This window comes from Paenalcaligenes suwonensis, from assembly GCF_011290505.1.
Lineage (GTDB): Bacteria > Pseudomonadota > Gammaproteobacteria > Burkholderiales > Burkholderiaceae_B > Paenalcaligenes > Paenalcaligenes suwonensis.
Genome location: NZ_JAANPV010000001.1, coordinates 212,469 through 229,244 on the forward strand (window position 1 = coordinate 212,469; position 16,776 = coordinate 229,244).

At 50.2% G+C, this 16,776-nt stretch carries 14 protein-coding genes; 7 read left to right on the forward strand and 7 right to left on the reverse strand.

What is annotated here, in order from left to right; translation table 11 throughout:
• Positions 1-174 precede the first annotated feature (174 nt).
• A complete protein-coding gene (locus GY634_RS00940; RefSeq protein ID WP_207625436.1) occupies positions 175-927 on the forward strand; it encodes a FadR/GntR family transcriptional regulator in 753 nt (250 codons plus the stop codon).
• Here GY634_RS00940 and GY634_RS00945 read toward each other — a convergent pair.
• The 3 genes from GY634_RS00945 to GY634_RS00955 form a co-directional block, all read right to left on the reverse strand.
• Positions 917-1,405 (reverse strand): hypothetical protein, encoded by a 489-nt coding sequence (locus GY634_RS00945; RefSeq protein ID WP_166406706.1) that lies wholly within the window; start codon positions 1,403-1,405, stop codon positions 917-919. The two genes, GY634_RS00940 and GY634_RS00945, sit on opposite strands and share 11 nt — an antisense overlap.
• Positions 1,406-1,601: 196 nt before the next feature.
• A complete protein-coding gene (locus tag GY634_RS00950; protein ID WP_166406707.1) occupies positions 1,602-2,537 on the reverse strand; it encodes an SdiA-regulated domain-containing protein in 936 nt (311 codons plus the stop codon).
• Between the two features lie 116 nt (positions 2,538-2,653).
• Positions 2,654-4,816: a malate synthase G gene (locus tag GY634_RS00955; RefSeq protein ID WP_166406708.1), complete on the reverse strand. Its 2,163-nt coding sequence runs from the start codon at positions 4,814-4,816 to the stop codon at positions 2,654-2,656.
• Positions 4,817-5,265: 449 nt separating this feature from the next.
• On the opposite strand from GY634_RS00955, the gene GY634_RS00960 reads away from it, so the two are divergent.
• Together GY634_RS00960 and ggt are read left to right on the forward strand one after the other, a co-directional pair.
• Positions 5,266-6,759: an AMP nucleosidase gene (locus GY634_RS00960; protein WP_166406709.1), complete on the forward strand. Its 1,494-nt coding sequence runs from the start codon at positions 5,266-5,268 to the stop codon at positions 6,757-6,759.
• Between the two features lie 22 nt (positions 6,760-6,781).
• Positions 6,782-8,548 carry a gamma-glutamyltransferase gene (gene ggt / locus GY634_RS00965; protein ID WP_166406710.1) on the forward strand — a complete coding sequence of 589 codons (1,767 nt, stop codon included), beginning with the start codon at positions 6,782-6,784 and terminating at the stop codon, positions 8,546-8,548.
• On the opposite strand, the gene GY634_RS00970 is transcribed toward ggt, so the two are convergent.
• Together GY634_RS00970 and GY634_RS00975 are read right to left on the reverse strand one after the other, a co-directional pair.
• Positions 8,545-9,453: an AEC family transporter gene (locus GY634_RS00970; RefSeq protein WP_166406711.1), complete on the reverse strand. Its 909-nt coding sequence runs from the start codon at positions 9,451-9,453 to the stop codon at positions 8,545-8,547. The two genes, ggt and GY634_RS00970, sit on opposite strands and share 4 nt — an antisense overlap.
• An 8-nt stretch (positions 9,454-9,461) precedes the next feature.
• Complete coding sequence (locus GY634_RS00975) at positions 9,462-10,268, reverse strand: IclR family transcriptional regulator (RefSeq protein ID WP_166406712.1); 807 nt, start codon at positions 10,266-10,268, stop codon at positions 9,462-9,464.
• A gap of 275 nt (positions 10,269-10,543) precedes the next feature.
• Here GY634_RS00975 and GY634_RS00980 point away from each other — a divergent pair, with 275 nt between their 5' ends.
• The 4 genes from GY634_RS00980 (at position 10,544) to GY634_RS00995 (ending at position 13,516) form a co-directional block, all read left to right on the forward strand.
• The gene (locus GY634_RS00980) at positions 10,544-11,344 is read left to right on the forward strand and encodes a transporter substrate-binding domain-containing protein (RefSeq protein ID WP_166406713.1); all 801 of its coding nucleotides are present in this window, start codon (positions 10,544-10,546) and stop codon (positions 11,342-11,344) included.
• 59 nt (positions 11,345-11,403) lie between these two features.
• Positions 11,404-12,075 carry an amino acid ABC transporter permease gene (locus GY634_RS00985; protein WP_166406714.1) on the forward strand — a complete coding sequence of 224 codons (672 nt, stop codon included), beginning with the start codon at positions 11,404-11,406 and terminating at the stop codon, positions 12,073-12,075.
• Positions 12,075-12,719, forward strand: coding sequence for an amino acid ABC transporter permease (locus tag GY634_RS00990; RefSeq protein ID WP_166406715.1), 645 nt, complete (start codon positions 12,075-12,077; stop codon positions 12,717-12,719). Before GY634_RS00985 ends, GY634_RS00990 begins: the two co-directional genes overlap by 1 nt.
• A gap of 62 nt (positions 12,720-12,781) precedes the next feature.
• Positions 12,782-13,516 (forward strand): amino acid ABC transporter ATP-binding protein, encoded by a 735-nt coding sequence (locus tag GY634_RS00995; protein WP_207625438.1) that lies wholly within the window; start codon positions 12,782-12,784, stop codon positions 13,514-13,516.
• A gap of 45 nt (positions 13,517-13,561) precedes the next feature.
• Here the strand turns inward: GY634_RS00995 and GY634_RS01000 are convergent, their stop codons facing one another.
• Both GY634_RS01000 and GY634_RS01005 read right to left on the reverse strand, forming a co-directional pair.
• Positions 13,562-14,170 (reverse strand): SET domain-containing protein-lysine N-methyltransferase, encoded by a 609-nt coding sequence (locus tag GY634_RS01000; RefSeq protein WP_423227280.1) that lies wholly within the window; start codon positions 14,168-14,170, stop codon positions 13,562-13,564.
• The gene (locus GY634_RS01005) at positions 14,167-16,731 is read right to left on the reverse strand and encodes a DNA topoisomerase III (RefSeq protein ID WP_166406716.1); all 2,565 of its coding nucleotides are present in this window, start codon (positions 16,729-16,731) and stop codon (positions 14,167-14,169) included. The genes GY634_RS01000 and GY634_RS01005 overlap by 4 nt, the downstream gene beginning before the upstream one ends.
• Positions 16,732-16,776: the final 45 nt, after the last annotated feature.

Here is a 16,776-nt window from a genome sequence, read left to right on the forward strand (position 1 = left end):
TAAAGAAAATCAGCTATTTAGCGCTGTGCTTGGGAAACTCAAGGGAAAACCCTGTCAGGTTATAGAAGTGGAGCATCGTGTGCTGCCTTCCTGTTCCTACAGCGTATAATTATGAGAAAAAGGAGGACAGGTAAGCGCTTTACCTGAAATTGCGGTTTTATGAATACACCAATCATGAAGCGTCCCCGGTTATCAGATGAGATTGCAGAGAAAATCAAAAATCTGATTTTTGAGGGGGCTTGGGTACGAGGACAACGTTTACCTGCCGAGCGTGAGCTGGCAGAAAGCTTTGGCGTGTCGCGCCCTTCGGTACGTGAGGCCATACATTCTTTAGTGGCAATGGGCTTGCTGCAGACGCAGCATGGCGGCGGTACCTATGTGGCCGACGAGGTGGGGGCTATTTTTCGTGACCCATTACAAAACGTGTTGTTGGCCAATGCCGATGCTCAACGCGACCTGCTGGAGTTCCGGCACATGGTTGAGGGGGCGTGTTCGTATTATGCGGCGCTACGTGCGACAGACGCCGATAAAGAACGCTTAAGTGCCGCGTTTAAGGTGTTGAAGCAGCATTATGAACAACCACATAGTGCGAATGAACAGCAGCACCAAGATGCCGATGCGCACTTTCATTTGGTGATTGCTGAGGCCAGCCACAATGCTGTGCTATTACATACCATACGTAATACCTACGAGGTACTCGGGCCAGAGGTACGTATTAACTTTGGTGGCGTGCAAGAGGGTCAACACATACGTGATGACCTCATTGCGCAACATCAAGCGCTGTATGAGGCCATCATGCAAGGATCAGCTGATAACGCGCTATTGGCCGCGCAAGGGCACATACGCTACATACAAGACGTGCTGGTTGAAAAAGCAGAAATGCAGCAGCGTGAGGCGCGGGCCAAACGTAGACTAGTTAGTTTTTAGTGATTCTTGGGTCGGAGGCAAGCTCGATACGGCAGCCTTTATTACCACCGTCTACGCTCTCGATACGACCTTTAATGGTCACGGAGTCGCCCAGATTAAATGCGTCCAACTGGGTTGGGCGTTTGGTGATCAGCGTCAAAAATTCAGTTTGACCGTTGGTGACGTGTACATCGAACTGTTTAGCGCTACCCCATACGTCGGAGTTAAAGCTGCTCATGCTTTTTGCGATCATGTTTTGTTCGATGGAAGTCAGGCGGCCAGTGGTTTCGATGGTTTTACCCATGTACTTGTTAGTCGCACGTGCTTTGTTAGCACGAATTTCTGAACAAATTTGAGCAGGTGTATCGGTGATAGGTGCACCACCCATTGCATCGTTCACGCTGGCAAAGGTGTCATCAATGCTTTTGGTTACGGAGTTTAAGGTTTCACAACCAGCCAAACCTACTGTTAGTGCAGCAATAAGTAGTACTTTTTTCATTTCCCGTGCTCTCTTTGATAGCAAAAAATTAGCACGTAGTATAGAAAGGTGCTTTTGCGTGTAACGAATTCTTAATTTTAGCGAAGATAATTATTTTAAATCGCACTTGCGGTGAGTTAATTGATTTTTATTGTATGAAGATTAGAAAATTAATTGTTCAAAAATATAGACACAAAATAATCACATCAAAAATAACTTAACGCGTGAATACATAAAATAAATTGGGCTCACTGACCAGATACAAACTACCGTTAGGCCCTAGTGTGATGCCTTCGGCTTGTGGAATGTTTAACTCGTTCGAGAACTGATTTAAAGGGCGGTAGCTACGAGGTTCTCCTACATCGTCTAGCTCCAGCAACGACTGGTTCTGCTCGCTTAGTAAAATTACATGGCCTAGCGGCGGGGCGACGAGTACGCTAGAGAAGTCGTGTACAAAACCCACCGCGTGCAGCCAATGGCTAAGATCTTCTACTTGTACGCCATCAAACGAACACTGAGGTTTCGCAGCACATAGCCCAGCAAGACGATACAGGGCTTTAGGAGAGTGCTCTTTAACTACATAGAGCAGATCATGTTGGCGGTCGTACTCTACGCCTTCTAAGCCACTGTTATCAGCGTCTGATGGGCCTAAGGCAAAGGTGGGAGCACGACGTAAATCAATGGTGCCGGGCTGTTCTGGTAAATGGGCTAAAACAATCTTTCCGTGTTTCTCATTGCTAAGGGCAATTTGGCCATTACCCAGATACGCAACGCCTTCCGTGTCTGAAATACCATCTAAAGGATATTGCGCGGTAATGTGACCGTCTAGATCCAGAGTAAGAACAGTAGGGGGCCTATTTAATACCGCTAATAACTCGCCGCGTTCATCCCAATAACTCAGTCCTGATAAGTTGTCTTCAATTTCACTAATAGAGCGGGAATAGGCTAAACGGTAGTCGGCTAAATTGAAGGAGTCTGCACGGTGTTCGGGACGGTTCCAATCGTCTTGGTCTTGTTGTTGTCCGCTAAACCAATTCATGATGGGAACATGCAAGTGCTGGTAGCGTATAGCGTAAAACATATAGCTGCCCACGCTCGCCAAGATGCCGATCACCAGTAAGGTGCGCAGTAGATAACGTTTATAGCGAGGCATGGGTGGGCGACTCATGAAAATGAAGGTGGCAGTAACAAGCGTTGGCCATTATAACGTGCATGCAAAACGGGCTACCCATTGGGTAGCCCGTTTACGTTAGCTATGCCGTAAAGCGATTAGCCTTCAGCTTTCAGTGCCAAACGCCACTGATGCAGCAGAGGTTCGGTGTAGCCGTTAGGCTGTTCCAGACCTTTGAAGATCAGGTCGCGTGCTGCTTTGTACGCTTTGGAGGTTTCAAAGTTACCAGCCATGTTGCGGTACAGAGCGTCGCCTGCGTTTTGCTTGTCTACTACTGCAGCCATGCGTTGCAGTGTGGCGTCTACTTGCTCTGGGGTCACAATGCCGTGCAGCATCCAGTTAGCAATGTGCTGGCTGGAAATACGCAGTGTGGCGCGGTCTTCCATCAAGCCCACGTTGTGGATGTCAGGTACTTTAGAGCAACCCACGCCTTGGTCAATCCAACGTACAACGTAACCCAGAATACCTTGGGTGTTGTTGTCCAATTCTTGCTGAATGTCTTCAGCCGACCAGTTGGTGTCGGTAGCAACGGGAATAGTCAGGATGTCATCCAGAACTTCTACTTTCTGGCCTTCCATGCCTTTCTGGATCTCGTCTACGCTTACTTGATGGTAGTGCAGAGCGTGCAGTGTGGCAGCTGTTGGGGAAGGTACCCAAGCGGTGTTACCACCGGCTTTCAGGTGACCAACTTTTTGTACCAACATGTCGGCCATCAGGTCAGGCATTGCCCACATCCCTTTACCGATTTGAGCACGACCGCGCAGACCGCATTCCAAGCCAGTTTGTACGTTGTTGCGCTCGTAAGCGGACAACCATTTCTGGGTTTTCATGTCGCCTTTACGTACTACAGGGCCAGCGCGCATGATGGTGTGGATTTCGTCGCCAGTGCGGTCCAAGAAACCAGTGTTGATGAACACTACGCGTTCGTTAGCCGCATCAATACACGCTTTCAGGTTAACTGTCGTACGGCGCTCTTCGTCCATTACACCCATTTTGATGGTGTTACGTGGCAAGCCCAATACGTCTTCAACGCGAGCAAACAGTTCGTTGGCGAAAGCAACTTCGTCAGGACCGTGCATTTTTGGCTTCACAATGTAGATGGAGCCAGTGCGGGAGTTTTTCTTCAACTGCAGATCGCGCATTGCAATCAGGTTAGTGAAGATAGCATCCATGATGCCTTCTGGTACTTCGTTACCTTTTTCGTCCAGGATGGCGGGGTTAGTCATCAGGTGACCAACGTTACGCACAAACATCATAGAACGGCCTGGCAGCGTTTTAGCGTTGCCTTGCAGGTCGGTGTAGTTACGGTCGGCGTTCAGCTTACGAGTGAAAGTACGGCCGTCTTTGCTGATTTCTTCTGTCAGCGAACCGGTTACCAGACCCAACCAGTTGCGGTAGGCCAGTACTTTATCGTCGGCGTCTACAGCGGCTACGGAGTCTTCGCAGTCCATGATGGTGGTCAGAGCAGACTCTAACAGCACATCTTTTACGCCAGCAGCATCGTCTTTACCAATAGCATCGTTGCGGTCGATTTGCAGTTCGAAGCGCAGACCGTTGTGGCCAAATACAATCGCTTCTGGGTTAGCAGCGTCGCCACGGTAGCCCATCAATGTGGCGGCATCAGCCAAGGTGGTTTTGCTGCCGTCTTTTAGGCTAACTTCCAATGCGCCGTTCACAATGGCGTACTGCGTAGCATCCGTGTGGGAGCCTTGCTTCAGAGGAATGGTGTCGTTCAAGAATTTGCGTGCGAAAGCGATTACTTTTGCACCGCGTACTGGGTTGTAGCCTTTACCTGCTTCGGCACCGCCGTCGTCGGAAATGGCGTCGGTACCGTACAAAGCGTTGTACAGGCTGCCCCAACGTGCGTTCACAGCGTTCAGTGCGTAACGCGCATTCATGATAGGCACAACCAACTGAGGACCACCTTGCTCGGTGATTTCAGTGTCTACGTTGGTGGTGTTTACTTTGACGGACGCAGGAGCGTCTTTCAGGTAGCCGATTTGTTTCAAAAGGGCTTTGTATGCGCCCATATCTTTGATGGGGCCAGGGTTGGCGCTATGCCATGTGTCTAGTTCAGCTTGCAGACGGTCACGCTCGGCCAACAGTTCGCGGTTGCGCGGTGCCAAGTCGTGTACCAGTTTGTCTACGCCTTGCCAGAATGTTTTGGAATCTAAGCCAGTGCCGGGCAGGGCTTCGTTTTCGATGAATTGGTGCAGTGCTTCTGCAATCTGCAGTCTTTCACATGTGATTCGTTTGGTCATGATTGCCTTTGCGTAAAGTTAAGAGTTTGCTGAAACCGGGAGGGTAGTCCCGGGCAGGAAGGTCGCTGCAGGGCACGAAAATAGGAATAGGTATTCAGAATAGTGGCTCTGAATGTACTTCTGGTAAGAACACTCATTACTATAAGTATTGACTGGTGGGCCGAGAAAATAGCCCGATGAGCGCGGAGAAATGGAAGTTGCCCTGAAAGAATCCATTTATTCATAAATCGCGAATTCTCATATTTTACCAATAAATACAGTGACTTGCATAGGAAGACATGGCTGTGATGTCTTTGGTCTTATATAAGACCTTCCAGTGTTCTATAAGACTATACCTAGTATTAGAATGTTTTTATAGGGGAAAGCCCGTACATACCTAAAAGACCGGGGTTTTCTCTATTGTCATAAATCCTGTATACACTGGACTTTTGATTAAGGCTGTGGACATCATGCGTGAATCGGTGCAGTACGATGTGAAAGTGGTTACCCCGCCAGTCATCGGGGCCGAAGAATTCTGGGACGCCGAAGCGGCTGTGTGGCGACTGGTAGAAATCTACCGACGCAATACGGCCTTCATACGCGAGCAGTTCAGAATGTGTATGGCACAAGGGTTTACGCAAGGTGTGCGTTACCGTGCTTGCTACCCTCAAATACGTATACGGGTAGACACGTTTCAAGAAGTGGACAGCCGTTTGGCCTATGGTTATGTTGTAGAGCCGGGCGCGTATGCCACTACAGTCACTAGACCTGAGCTGTACTTTGACTACTTACGCGACCAGATCCGCCTGTTACTGAAGAATCATGGTGTGCCGGTAGAGATTGCCGAGTCCGAACAACCCATACCGCTGCATTTTTGCTTAGCGGGCGAAAACTCGGTAGAAGCGGTGTACCCCGAGTCATCTGCACACACGCTGCGTGATCACTTTGATGTGCCTGACCTAGAGGTGATGGACGACGCCATTGTGAATGGCACATGGGTAGGTAAACCAGGCGAAGAACTACCGTTGGCGCCCTTTACCGCGCCACGCATTGATTATTCGTTGCACCGCTTGCAGCATTACACTGCAACGCGCCCCGAGTATTTCCAGAAATTTGTACTGTTCACCAACTACCAGTTCTACGTAGATGAGTTCTGCAAATGGGCGCAGTCTACGCTGGACGATCCTAACAGCGGTTATACCGCGCTAGTCGAACCGGGCAATCGTATTACACGTGCGGGTGGCGTAGTAGAAGGCTCGCATGCGTCGCGCCAGCCACAAATGCCGTCGTACCACTTAATGCGTGATGACCACACTGGCATTACCTTGATCAATATTGGGGTGGGGCCTTCTAATGCGAAGACCATTACGGATCACGTGGCGGTATTGCGTCCGTCCGCATGGTTGATGCTGGGGCATTGTGCCGGATTACGTACGTCGCAGCGTTTGGGCGATTACGTGTTGGCGCATGGCTATGTACGCCAAGATAAAGTGCTGGATGACGATCTGCCTCTGTGGGTACCTATTCCCCCATTAGCTGAAATCCAAGTGCCTTTAGAACAAGCGGTGGCGGAAGTAGCGGGTTTGTCTGGCTGGGAATTAAAACGCATTATGCGCACCGGTACGGTGGCTTCTATTGATAACCGTAACTGGGAATTGCGCGATCATCACGAGCCAGTGTTGAAGTTGTCGCAGTCACGTGCGATTGCGTTGGATATGGAGTCGGCCACTATTTCGGCCAATGGTTTTAGGTTCCGTATTCCTTATGGCACATTGTTGTGCGTATCCGATAAGCCGTTACACGGCGAGCTAAAGCTGCCGGGTATGGCCAACGCGTTTTACAGCAAGCAGGTAGGACAGCATTTGCACATAGGTATACGCGCATTAGAAATGGTACGAGAAATGCCAAGTGAGCGTTTACATTCACGCAAACTACGCAGTTTCTTAGAGACAGCATTCCAGTAACCATCCTGTTAACGAGGTAGTGATGAAGGCGACTACGCAACCCTGGTATTTGGCGGCGCTACTGGTAGTGACGACCACGTTGGCAGGGTGTGCTACACAGCCTTCCACTACGTTAACGGCGGCAGACACGGCCCCAGAAGCGGCCAGTGCACACACCACTCAAAAATTGGTGCAAGGGTCGCGGCAGATGTTTGCAACAGCGAACCCCCTAGCGACACAAGCAGGCTACGCCATGCTGGAGCAAGGGGGCAGTGCCATAGACGCCATTATTGCGGCACAGGCCGTACTGACACTGGTAGAGCCACAATCATCAGGCATAGGTGGTGGTGCATTCTTATTGCATTACGATGCGGCAGCGACGCAACTGCAAAGCTACGATGGCCGAGAAACAGCGCCAGCGCGGGCAACAGCAGACCGCTTTTTAGAAGCAGGTAAGCCGCTTAGTTATACACAGGCGGTTAACAGTGGTTTGTCAGTGGGCACGCCGGGTGTGTTGCGAGCATTGGAGATGGCGCATGCACAGCATGGCCGTTTACCGTGGGAAACATTGTTTGCACCCGCCATACAACTCGCCACGGAAGGCTTTGCGGTGAGCCCTAGGTTGCACACACTGATTAGCGACAATCAACAGGCGCTACGCGAGCAGTCAGCCAGTGCAGCGTACTTTTTAGATGCGGAGGGCCAACCGCTGCCCGTGGGGTACAGGCTGCGTAACCCGGCATTGGCCGATACCTTGTCGCGTATCGCTAAAGAGGGGGTGATTGCCTTTTATGAAGGTGAAATCGCCGACGATATGGTGCGTTCGGTGCAAAACCACTCTAAGGCAGGTGATTTAAGTTTGGCAGATTTGCAGACTTATCAAGCGGTACAACGTGACCCACTATGTGGGCCGTACCGTCAGTACACAGTGTGCGGGATGCCACCACCTAGTTCTGGTGGGTTGACGGTATTGCAGTTGCTGGGTGTGCTGCAAAATTTCCCCATGCAACATTACGCCCCGCAAAGTGTAGAGGCCGTGCATTACTTCTCTGAAGCGGGGCGTTTGGCCTATGCCGACCGCGACTTCTATGTGGCTGATCCTGCTTTTGTGGATATCCCCGTGCAGGGTTTGCTAAGCCCTGCGTACTTGCGTCAACGTAGTGCGCTGATTCAACCCGAGCAAAGCATGGGCAAAGCGGCTCCGGGCGATCCTTTAGCCATGCTCGCCAGTTTAGGTAGGGATCAAGCCTACGAATTGCCGTCTACTAGCCACTTGGTGGCGGCAGATGCTTACGGCAATTTGGTAGCTATGACCACCAGCGTAGAGGCCGCGTTTGGCAGCAAAATTCTGGTTCGTGGCTTTTTGCTAAACAACCAACTGACGGACTTTTCCAGTCAACCTTACGATGCCCAAGGTGTGCCGGTGGCGAACCGTGTAGAGGCGGGTAAACGGCCACGCAGCAGCATGGCACCGGTGATGGTATTTAAGGCGAATAAGCCGTATCTGATCACAGGCTCACCAGGCGGCAGTGCCATCATTAACTATGTGGCGCAAACCTTGGTAGGTGTGTTGGATTGGGGGCTGGACATACAAGAGGCTATTTCATTACCGCATTACGGTAGCCGCAATCAGGCTACCGAATTAGAGGAAGGTACAGCCATTGTGGGCGTGGCCGATGCGCTGCGTGCCAAAGGTCACGACGTTTCTATTTTGCCGTTTACCAGTGGTTTGCAGGGCATTGTGATTACCGACCAAGGGCTTTATGGCGGTGCAGACCCTCGCCGCGAGGGTCTAGTGCTGGCTGATTAAAGGTAAAAGTACTGCAAAGCGGCAATAAACAGTGGTGATGCCAGTAAGAAAATTACTGTAGACACCAGTACCGCACTGGCTGCAATGTGTTTTTGATCTGGCTGAAAGTGCGAGACGTACATGTAGCTTAATACGGCGCAGGGCATGGTCATTTGCAAAATAATAATGGCGGCCAACAAACCTGGAGTGCCCAGCAGCCAGCAGGCAAGGATGGCACCAATGCAACCTGCCGCTAAGCGCAAAATGGCCATGAAACTACCACTTTGCATGCCTTCAGACGAGATGTTTGCCAACGAGTAGCCTAGGCTAAACAGCATCAAGGGAACGGTAATACTACCGATCAACCCCAAACCGTTTAAGGTCCATTCGGGCACGGGTACCGACAAACTTTTAGCAATAATGGCGATGAAGGCCGCGCTGATTACGATGAATTGCGTGCCTTTGCTGCTGCTTTGCTTGTTGGTAAGGGTGCGCACGCCTAGTGTGTTGTGTATGAAGGTGCAGATTGCAAAGAAGACCAACGCGGCCGATAGGCCTATAGAGCCAAAGGCGAGTGTAGACAGCGGCAGACCTAAGTTTCCCGAGTTGGGGAAGGTGACCAGCTGCATATTTTCCCGCACCGATATCTTAAAAGCTTTAAGGGTGGCAGCACAGAGTAGGGTGGTAATTGCCAAGGCTACAACGGTAGATAAACCTATATCTACTAAGGCAGCCGTATCGATTTCAGTGGTATAAAGCGTGTGAAAAATTAGCGCGGGTACACCCACTAGCGTGACCAGCGTTGAGATAAAAGCAATGTCGAACCTAAGTGTGCTTTTACCCCAAATAAACCCTATACCACCGCACATAACCAAAGGGGCAATGGAGCTTAGTGCGGACACATACAACGAAAAAACATCAGGCATAGTACTGCTCAGGGAGTGTAACAATGGGGGCCACTATAGCCCATACGTTGCGACAGGCGCAGGCTAATGTCAGACAAAATGCGGGCAATTTGTGCTGCATCGGGGCGGCGTAGGCCATCTATACGTGATACATGCGGCACATTAATAGCAGCTACTACTTTGTTTTCTAAGCCTAATACCGGCATAGCAATGTTGGTCACACCATCAATTTGGGCGCTGGGCATAGTGGCATAGCCTTGCTGGCGTATGGTGTGTAGTAAATCAAACAATTGGCCGGGGTCCATCTGATTTTCGCCATCAATGCGTATGTGGTGGTTCAGCATGCGTACCCGTGTGACGTCGTCTGCAAAGGCGAGCAATACGTGGCCGGAAGAGGTATCTGTTAGGCCAATGAGGGCACCCATCTTCAACCCGAAAGACCAGCGTTCAGGACTATCTTGCTGCGCCACAATAATCACTCTGCCATTTTGATAAAGCGCTAAATGGCACGATTGCATGCTGCGTTCGGCCAGCTCAGCCAGTAAGGGTAACGCCTCTTTAATCAGTGATTTGGCAGGTTCTTGCTGGTGCGATAGCTCAAACAGCTTAAGGGTCAAAATATAGCGATCACTGTCGTTGATTTGTATGTAACCACGCTGGTGCAGCGTGCTGACCATTCTGAAAATTTCATTCACGCCTCGATTTAAGGCTTGGCTAAGCTCACTCAGGGTATAGCCGTGTGGGGTTTGGCTTAGCACCTCCAGTATGTCCAGCCCCTTATCTAGGGCCGGTGCTTGGTACCGCTGAGCGGTATGCGTGGGAGTGGGTTGGCTCATATTTTTCTTCTATTTTTTATCAATAAAAAGTTTTTTTCGTATGTGGGAGGAAAAACTCGTGATTATTCTCTAAAAGCAAAAAGCTAGGGTTTTACCTAGCCATACACTGTGGATCACGAATTTTTTTTTTGATAGTCTGCAACAAAAAAATTACATACAAAAAGATTTTTCGTTGATGAAATTACTATGCCTATAGCGGTTTCGTCAATGCACGCTACAGCGTATGTGGCGCGCAGAAAAAGAAGTAATACCTCTTACGGACTGTGGAGAAGACAATGTTGAAAAAAATATGTGTAGCACTGGGTATCTCGTTAATGATCGGCCTGACTGGCACGGCCCAAGCGCAGGAAGATCAAAGCCTGCAACGTATTAAAGACCGTGGCACGATCAAAATCGGTTTGATGTTGGATTTCCCGCCCTATGCGAGCTCCGGCGCGGGTAACAAACCTGATGGTTACGATGCAGAAGTGGCACAAATGTTGGCCGATTATTTGGGTGTAACGGTTGAACCTGTGATCACTACAGGGCCAAACCGTATTCCGTATTTGTTGACGGATAAAGCCGACGTTTTGGTGGCTTCGCTGGCTATTACGCCAGAGCGCCAAGAGCAAGTGCAGTTTTCTAACCCCTACTCCGCCGCGAGTATGGTGCTGTTAGGGCCAACTGATGTGGTGGTGGATAGCCCTGCTGACTTCACTAAATACAAAATTGGTGTGCCTCGTGCCAGTACTACAGACATTGGCGTGATGAAAATCGCCCCTGAAGGCACAGATATTCGCCGTTTTGATGACGATGCATCGGCGCTGCAAGCCATGATCGTAGGCCAAGTGGATTTGGCGGGTACGTCTACGGTTATCGCCTCAGAAGTGCAAAAACGTCACCCTGGAAAATTTGAAATTCGTTATGTGATTAACGAGCAAGTGATGGGCGTGACCATGCAAAAAGGCCGTCCTGCGCTGGAAGCGGCAGTGAATGCGTTCTTGAAAGAAAAATTAGCCGATGGCTCGTTGGATAAAGTGTTCGAGAAATGGTTGGGTACTCCCTTGCCTGCCTCTGTACACGCTGCATCAAATTAATGTGTTGCTAAGCACTGGCCGAGGCGGGGTGACCCCTTCGGCAGTGTCTGGAAGTTGCTATGAATTACGTTTTTCAGTTTGATCCGGTTCTGGAAGCGTGGCCGCTGCTACTAAAAGGGACATGGGTCACTATACAGTTGTCGGCACTGTCCATGTTCTTTGGGCTGATCGTGGCGGTGATTTGCGCTAGTGTCAAAATTAACGGCAATGCGTTTTTCCGGTTTTTGGTGAATGCCTATATCGAGGTCATTCGCAATACACCTTTCATCATCCAGTTGTTCGTGTTTTTCTTTGCACTACCATCTGTAGGGGTGAAGTGGAGTGCGCATACGGCTGCGTTAGTGGCGATGACGGTGAACTTAGGTGCTTATGCCAGTGAGATTGTGCGCGCGGGGATTGAGTCTATTCCCAAGGGCCAAGTTGAAGCAGGTAGGGCATTGAGTTTGTCGGGCGTAGAGGTGTTTTTACATATTATTTTGCGCCCTGCGTTAAAGGCTATTTACCCAGCGCTAACCAGCCAGTTCATTTACTTAATGTTGGCCTCTAGTGTGGTGTCGGTGATTTCGGCTGATGACCTGACTTCAGTGGCAACAGGGTTGCAGTCGCTAACCTTCCGTAGCTTTGAAATCTACATCACGGTAACGGTTATTTATTTGCTGCTGACCTTACTGTTCTCAGGCTTGTTTTCTCTCATTTACAAGTACCTGCTTGATTATCCGGACCGTAAATAATGCGTACTTTTGGAATAGAAGATTTCTGGTTTATTGTTCAGGCCGCGCAATGGACGATCTGGCTATCTCTCATCGCATTTATAGGGGGTGGGGTATTAGGACTGGTGGTGGCGTTGGGTAGGGTGTCGGAACGCCGTTGGATGAGTCAGTCCATGCGGGTATTTATTGAGTTCTTCCGTGGCACACCGCTGTTGCTGCAGTTGTTCTTAGTGTTCTTTGGTTTGCCTGTTTTAGGCTTGGAAATAGGGGTGTGGTATGCCGCCGCCATTGCACTGATTTTAAACAGTGCCGCCTTTCTGGCAGAAATATGGCGTGGTTGTATACAGGCTGTTCCCCAAGGGCAAAGCGAAGCTGCTGAGGCGCTGGGATTGAGCTATTCCCAGAAAATGCGTGATGTGGTGTTGCCGCAAGCGCTCAAAATTGCTATTCCCCCTACCGTGGGTTACTTGGTGCAGATCATTAAGGCCACCTCGTTGACGGCGATTATTGGTTTTACCGAGCTTACTCGTGCAGGGCAGATTGTGAATAACGCAACTTTCCAGCCCATGATCGTATTTGGTTTGGTGGCTTTGATTTACTTCATTCTGTGTTGGCCGTTGTCGCTGTACGCCAGCCGTTTGGAGCGCAAGCTGAACGTTAGCTAAGCCTAAGCCACGTCGTTACGCCGTGCGTTGTTCTGATAATGAATATTGAGTAGAAGTGAGTCATGTCTAAACCTATTATTACCATGCGCAATGTCGACAAATGGTATGGCGAGTACCATGCCCTAGTAGACATTAATCTGGAAGTGCAGCCAGGCGAAAAAATCGTGATTTGTGGCCCATCGGGATCGGGTAAATCCACGTTAATACGCTGTATTAATGCGCTAGAACCCATTAAGTCGGGTGAGATTACGGTGGATGGCATGGTGCTAGACCAGAACCCTGCCCATGTGCAGGCTATCCGTCGTGAAGTGGGTATGGTGTTCCAGCAGTTCAACTTGTTTCCTCATAAAACGGTGCTGGAAAACTGTATGCTGGCTCCTATGCGTGCTCGCAAAATGTCTAAAGCCGATGCCGAAGCCATTGCATTGAAGTACCTAGATCGAGTGCGTATTAAGGCTCACGCGCATAAATATCCTAGCCAGCTATCCGGTGGTCAGCAACAGCGTGTGGCGATTGCCAGAGCGCTGTGTATGAGCCCTAAGGTGATGTTGTTTGATGAGCCTACCTCGGCACTAGACCCAGAGATGGTGAAAGAGGTACTGGACACCATGATTGGCTTAGCCGAAGACGGCATGACCATGCTGTGTGTGACGCATGAAATGGGTTTTGCACGCAGTGTGGCCGATAGAGTGATTTTTATGGCCGATGGCCAAATTCTGGAAGAAGCCGAACCACAGCGCTTTTTTGATAACCCGCAGCATCCCAAAACCCAAACCTTCCTCAGCCAAATTCTGTAAGAGGAAGGGTGGGCTAAGAAAATACTAACCGCCTTGCTACTACGACTAGACCGGATCTTCTGTATGTTGGAGGATTCGGTCTAGTTTTTTATTCAGCTGGCGCATTTGCTTGCTGAGTTTTTTCTGTTCGCGGCGGATTTTTTTCAGCTTCTTATGCAGCGCCGACTTGGTAATGGGTTTGTCTTTGGGGTCGGGAAGCGCAAGCATTGTGCCACGGCATGTAGGCGCACCACACAAGCAGCGATACTGCTTTTGCAGCGTAGGCGTGATGTCGTCATCAATGACTAACGCGTAGTCGTAGAGTAGCTCTTCGTCTTTGGCGATATCGCGCAACGCAACGATAAATACACGGTTGCCAGCGCTGTTCTCGTGGCCCTCGCAGTTGGGGGCGCAGGAGTGGTTAATAAAGCGCGATTCGTTACCACCGTCACCCCCATCAATAATCTTGCCGCACGACAGCGAGAAGAAAAAAGTATGGAAGGGATTGTTGGGGTCCGAGGGCTCCATTTCATCCGCTTCTTGGGTGCTGATGTGCTTGCCTTCGTATTCCATGATGCTGGTGCCAGCGGGAATATCTCTAGCAGCAAAAACCCCCGTCCCATGTAAAGACGAGGGTTTAATGTAATGCCAAGGTTCAAGAATTGACATAATCATTCGTTGGCGGCCACTTTCTTAGCGGCTTTTTTGGCGACTTTCTTTGCCGCTTTTTTAGCTGCTTTCTTGGCAGCCTTTTTAGCGGAGGATTTTTTCGCTGCAGTCTTACCGGCACGAGGCTCGAATTCGAAGCTCACTGCACCTTTAGCATCGCGTGTCAGGAAGGCTTTGAACTTACGGTTGGTGCGGTTAGACACAAAACCATCTAGCAAATCTGTTTTGCCGTCGGTCAGCAATTTGTGCATTTGCTCACGGGAAATTTCCTGCTGCAGAATGACTTTGTTGCTGCGGAAGTCGCAGGTCTGTGATGGGCCCACGGCTTTCTCACACACATAACGAATGCCGTGCTCAAACACATTGGCTTGGCATTTAGGGCACGCGCCTACAGGTGTTTGACCGGAGAAATCCACTTCTTCTTCGTCTTCGTCATCGTTTTGGCCGAAGTCGAATTCCAGTTTGAATTCATCAGTAATGCGCAGAATCGCGGCAAATGGGCGTCCCATTTTGCTGATAAAACCAGTCAACGGGCCAATTTCGCGTTTTTGCAGCAGCTCTTCTACTTCAGGCAACTCAAACGTGCGACCACTAGGGTGCTTACCAAATGAGAAGTCACAGCTAGTGCAGGCAAAGCGTCGGTAGTTTTCTTTGACCACGCTACCGCATTTAGGGCAGGGTGTTTGCAGTGTTGCATAATCACCTGGCACAGTATCGCGTTCGTATTCTTTGGCGCGTTTCACGATGATTTGTGTCATCTGCGCGATTTTGGTCAGAAAGGCTTCAGGGCCTTCTTGGCCTTGTTCAATTTGCTTGAGGCGGAACTCCCACTCACCGGTGAGCTCGGGTGAGGTCAGTTCGGTAACGTCTAAGCCAGAGAGCAACGTCATCAATTGGCGAGTTTTGGCGCTAGGCACCAATTCACGGCCTTCACGACGTAAGTAACCTTCGTTTAGCAAGCCCTCAATAATAGAGGCGCGTGTGGCTGGCGTACCCAAACCGCGTTCAGACATAGCATCACGCAGGGATTCGTCGTCAATCAGTTTGCCTGCACCTTCCATCGCCGACAGCAATGTCGCTTCCGTAAAGCGTGCGGGAGGTTTGGTGGCTAAGCCGCGTGCTTCAATATCTTCGGTAAGCACTTCTTCATTGGGCTGTACAGCAACCAAGTTGTCGTCTTCGCCTTGTGCTTCACGACCGTAAATAGCCAACCAACCGGGGTTGACCAGCACTTTACCTTCGGTTTTGAAGTGGTTACCCGATACTTTGGTAATGCGGGTAGTGACACGGAACTCGGCGGCAGGGAAGAAAATAGCCAAAAAGCGGCGTGTAACCAGTTCGTAGATTTTGAACTCAGCGTCGCTTAACTCACGCGGGATTTGCAGCGTAGGAATGATTGCAAAGTGATCGGAAACCTTTTTGTTATCAAACACACGACGGCTAGGTTTTACCCACTGCTGTTCGACGATTTGGCGAGCAAAAGGCTGAACGGATGCCGTAGCAGAGCTTTGGCCATCGGCTAATGCAAGCATGGTGTCTTTGACTGTGCCTACGTAGTCTTCCGGCAGATAGCGAGAATCAGTACGGGGGTAGGTCAGCGCTTTATGGCGTTCGTACAGCGTTTGGGCCAGTGCCAGCGTAGTTTTGGCTGAGAAGCCAAAGCGGGAGTTGGCCTCGCGCTGCAAGGTGGTTAAGTCAAACAACGCAGGGGATTGTTGGGTAGAAGGTTTGGACTCTTCTGTGACCACACCCGGTTTGCCATCGCAGGCCACCACAATTGTTTTAGCAGCCGTTTCGGACCACAAGCGAGAATCGCGCTTTTCAGCGTCTTTTTCGTCTTTCTTGAACTCAGGGTCGAACCAGCGGCCATTGTACAGTCCTGCGCCCGCTACGAAGGTGGCATGCACCTCCCAGTAGTCACGGGACACAAACTTACGGATGGCTTCTTCACGTGCATGCACAATGGCTAGTGTAGGGGTTTGCACACGACCTACAGGTGTTTTGAAAAAACCGCCATCTTTACTGTTAAACGCCGTCATGGCGCGCGTGCCGTTAATCCCTACCAACCAGTCGGCTTCGGCACGAGCACGGGCCGCCGCTTCCAGTGGTTTCATTTCTTCGTCGTCGCGCAGGTTCTCGAAGGCTTCGCGTATGGCGGCCTGAGTCATGGAACGCAACCACAAACGCTGTATAGGTTTGTTTACTTTTGCGTACTGCACAATGTAACGGAAGATCAGTTCACCCTCACGTCCCGCATCACAGGCATTAATGACGCGGTCTACATCTTTGCGTTTGAGTAGCTTAACCAGCAGTTTTAAGCGCTCTGCGGAACGCTTGTCGGCCACATCCAACTCGAATTTCTCGGGGATAACTGGCAGGTGAGTAAAACTCCATTTGCCTCGTTTAGGGTCGTTGGGCGCAACAAGGCCCAGCAAGTGTCCAATACTGGATGACAGTACGTACTGTTCACTTTCGAAGTAGTCCCCTTCACGGGTAAACCCACCTAACGCTCTGGAGATGTCCAAAGCAACAGAGGGTTTTTCAGCAATGATGAGTGTTTTATTCATGTGTTTCCAATGACAGCGGGCCCGCAGCAATAGCGCGGATATTAC

Excerpts from the sequence above, each read along its gene's own strand:
- GY634_RS00940 (WP_207625436.1), top strand. The coding sequence starts at position 175 with ATGAAGCGTCCCCGGTTATCAGATGAGATTGCAGAGAAAATCAAAAAT.
- GY634_RS00945 (WP_166406706.1), bottom strand. The coding sequence starts at position 1,405 with ATGAAAAAAGTACTACTTATTGCTGCACTAACAGTAGGTTTGGCTGGT.
- GY634_RS00950 (WP_166406707.1), bottom strand. The coding sequence starts at position 2,537 with ATGCCTCGCTATAAACGTTATCTACTGCGCACCTTACTGGTGATCGGC.
- GY634_RS00955 (WP_166406708.1), bottom strand. The coding sequence starts at position 4,816 with ATGACCAAACGAATCACATGTGAAAGACTGCAGATTGCAGAAGCACTG.
- GY634_RS00960 (WP_166406709.1), top strand. The coding sequence starts at position 5,266 with ATGCGTGAATCGGTGCAGTACGATGTGAAAGTGGTTACCCCGCCAGTC.
- ggt (WP_166406710.1), top strand. The coding sequence starts at position 6,782 with ATGAAGGCGACTACGCAACCCTGGTATTTGGCGGCGCTACTGGTAGTG.
- GY634_RS00970 (WP_166406711.1), bottom strand. The coding sequence starts at position 9,453 with ATGCCTGATGTTTTTTCGTTGTATGTGTCCGCACTAAGCTCCATTGCC.
- GY634_RS00975 (WP_166406712.1), bottom strand. The coding sequence starts at position 10,268 with ATGAGCCAACCCACTCCCACGCATACCGCTCAGCGGTACCAAGCACCG.
- GY634_RS00980 (WP_166406713.1), top strand. The coding sequence starts at position 10,544 with ATGTTGAAAAAAATATGTGTAGCACTGGGTATCTCGTTAATGATCGGC.
- GY634_RS00985 (WP_166406714.1), top strand. The coding sequence starts at position 11,404 with ATGAATTACGTTTTTCAGTTTGATCCGGTTCTGGAAGCGTGGCCGCTG.
- GY634_RS00990 (WP_166406715.1), top strand. The coding sequence starts at position 12,075 with ATGCGTACTTTTGGAATAGAAGATTTCTGGTTTATTGTTCAGGCCGCG.
- GY634_RS00995 (WP_207625438.1), top strand. The coding sequence starts at position 12,782 with ATGTCTAAACCTATTATTACCATGCGCAATGTCGACAAATGGTATGGC.
- GY634_RS01000 (WP_423227280.1), bottom strand. The coding sequence starts at position 14,170 with ATGATTATGTCAATTCTTGAACCTTGGCATTACATTAAACCCTCGTCT.
- GY634_RS01005 (WP_166406716.1), bottom strand. The coding sequence starts at position 16,731 with ATGAATAAAACACTCATCATTGCTGAAAAACCCTCTGTTGCTTTGGAC.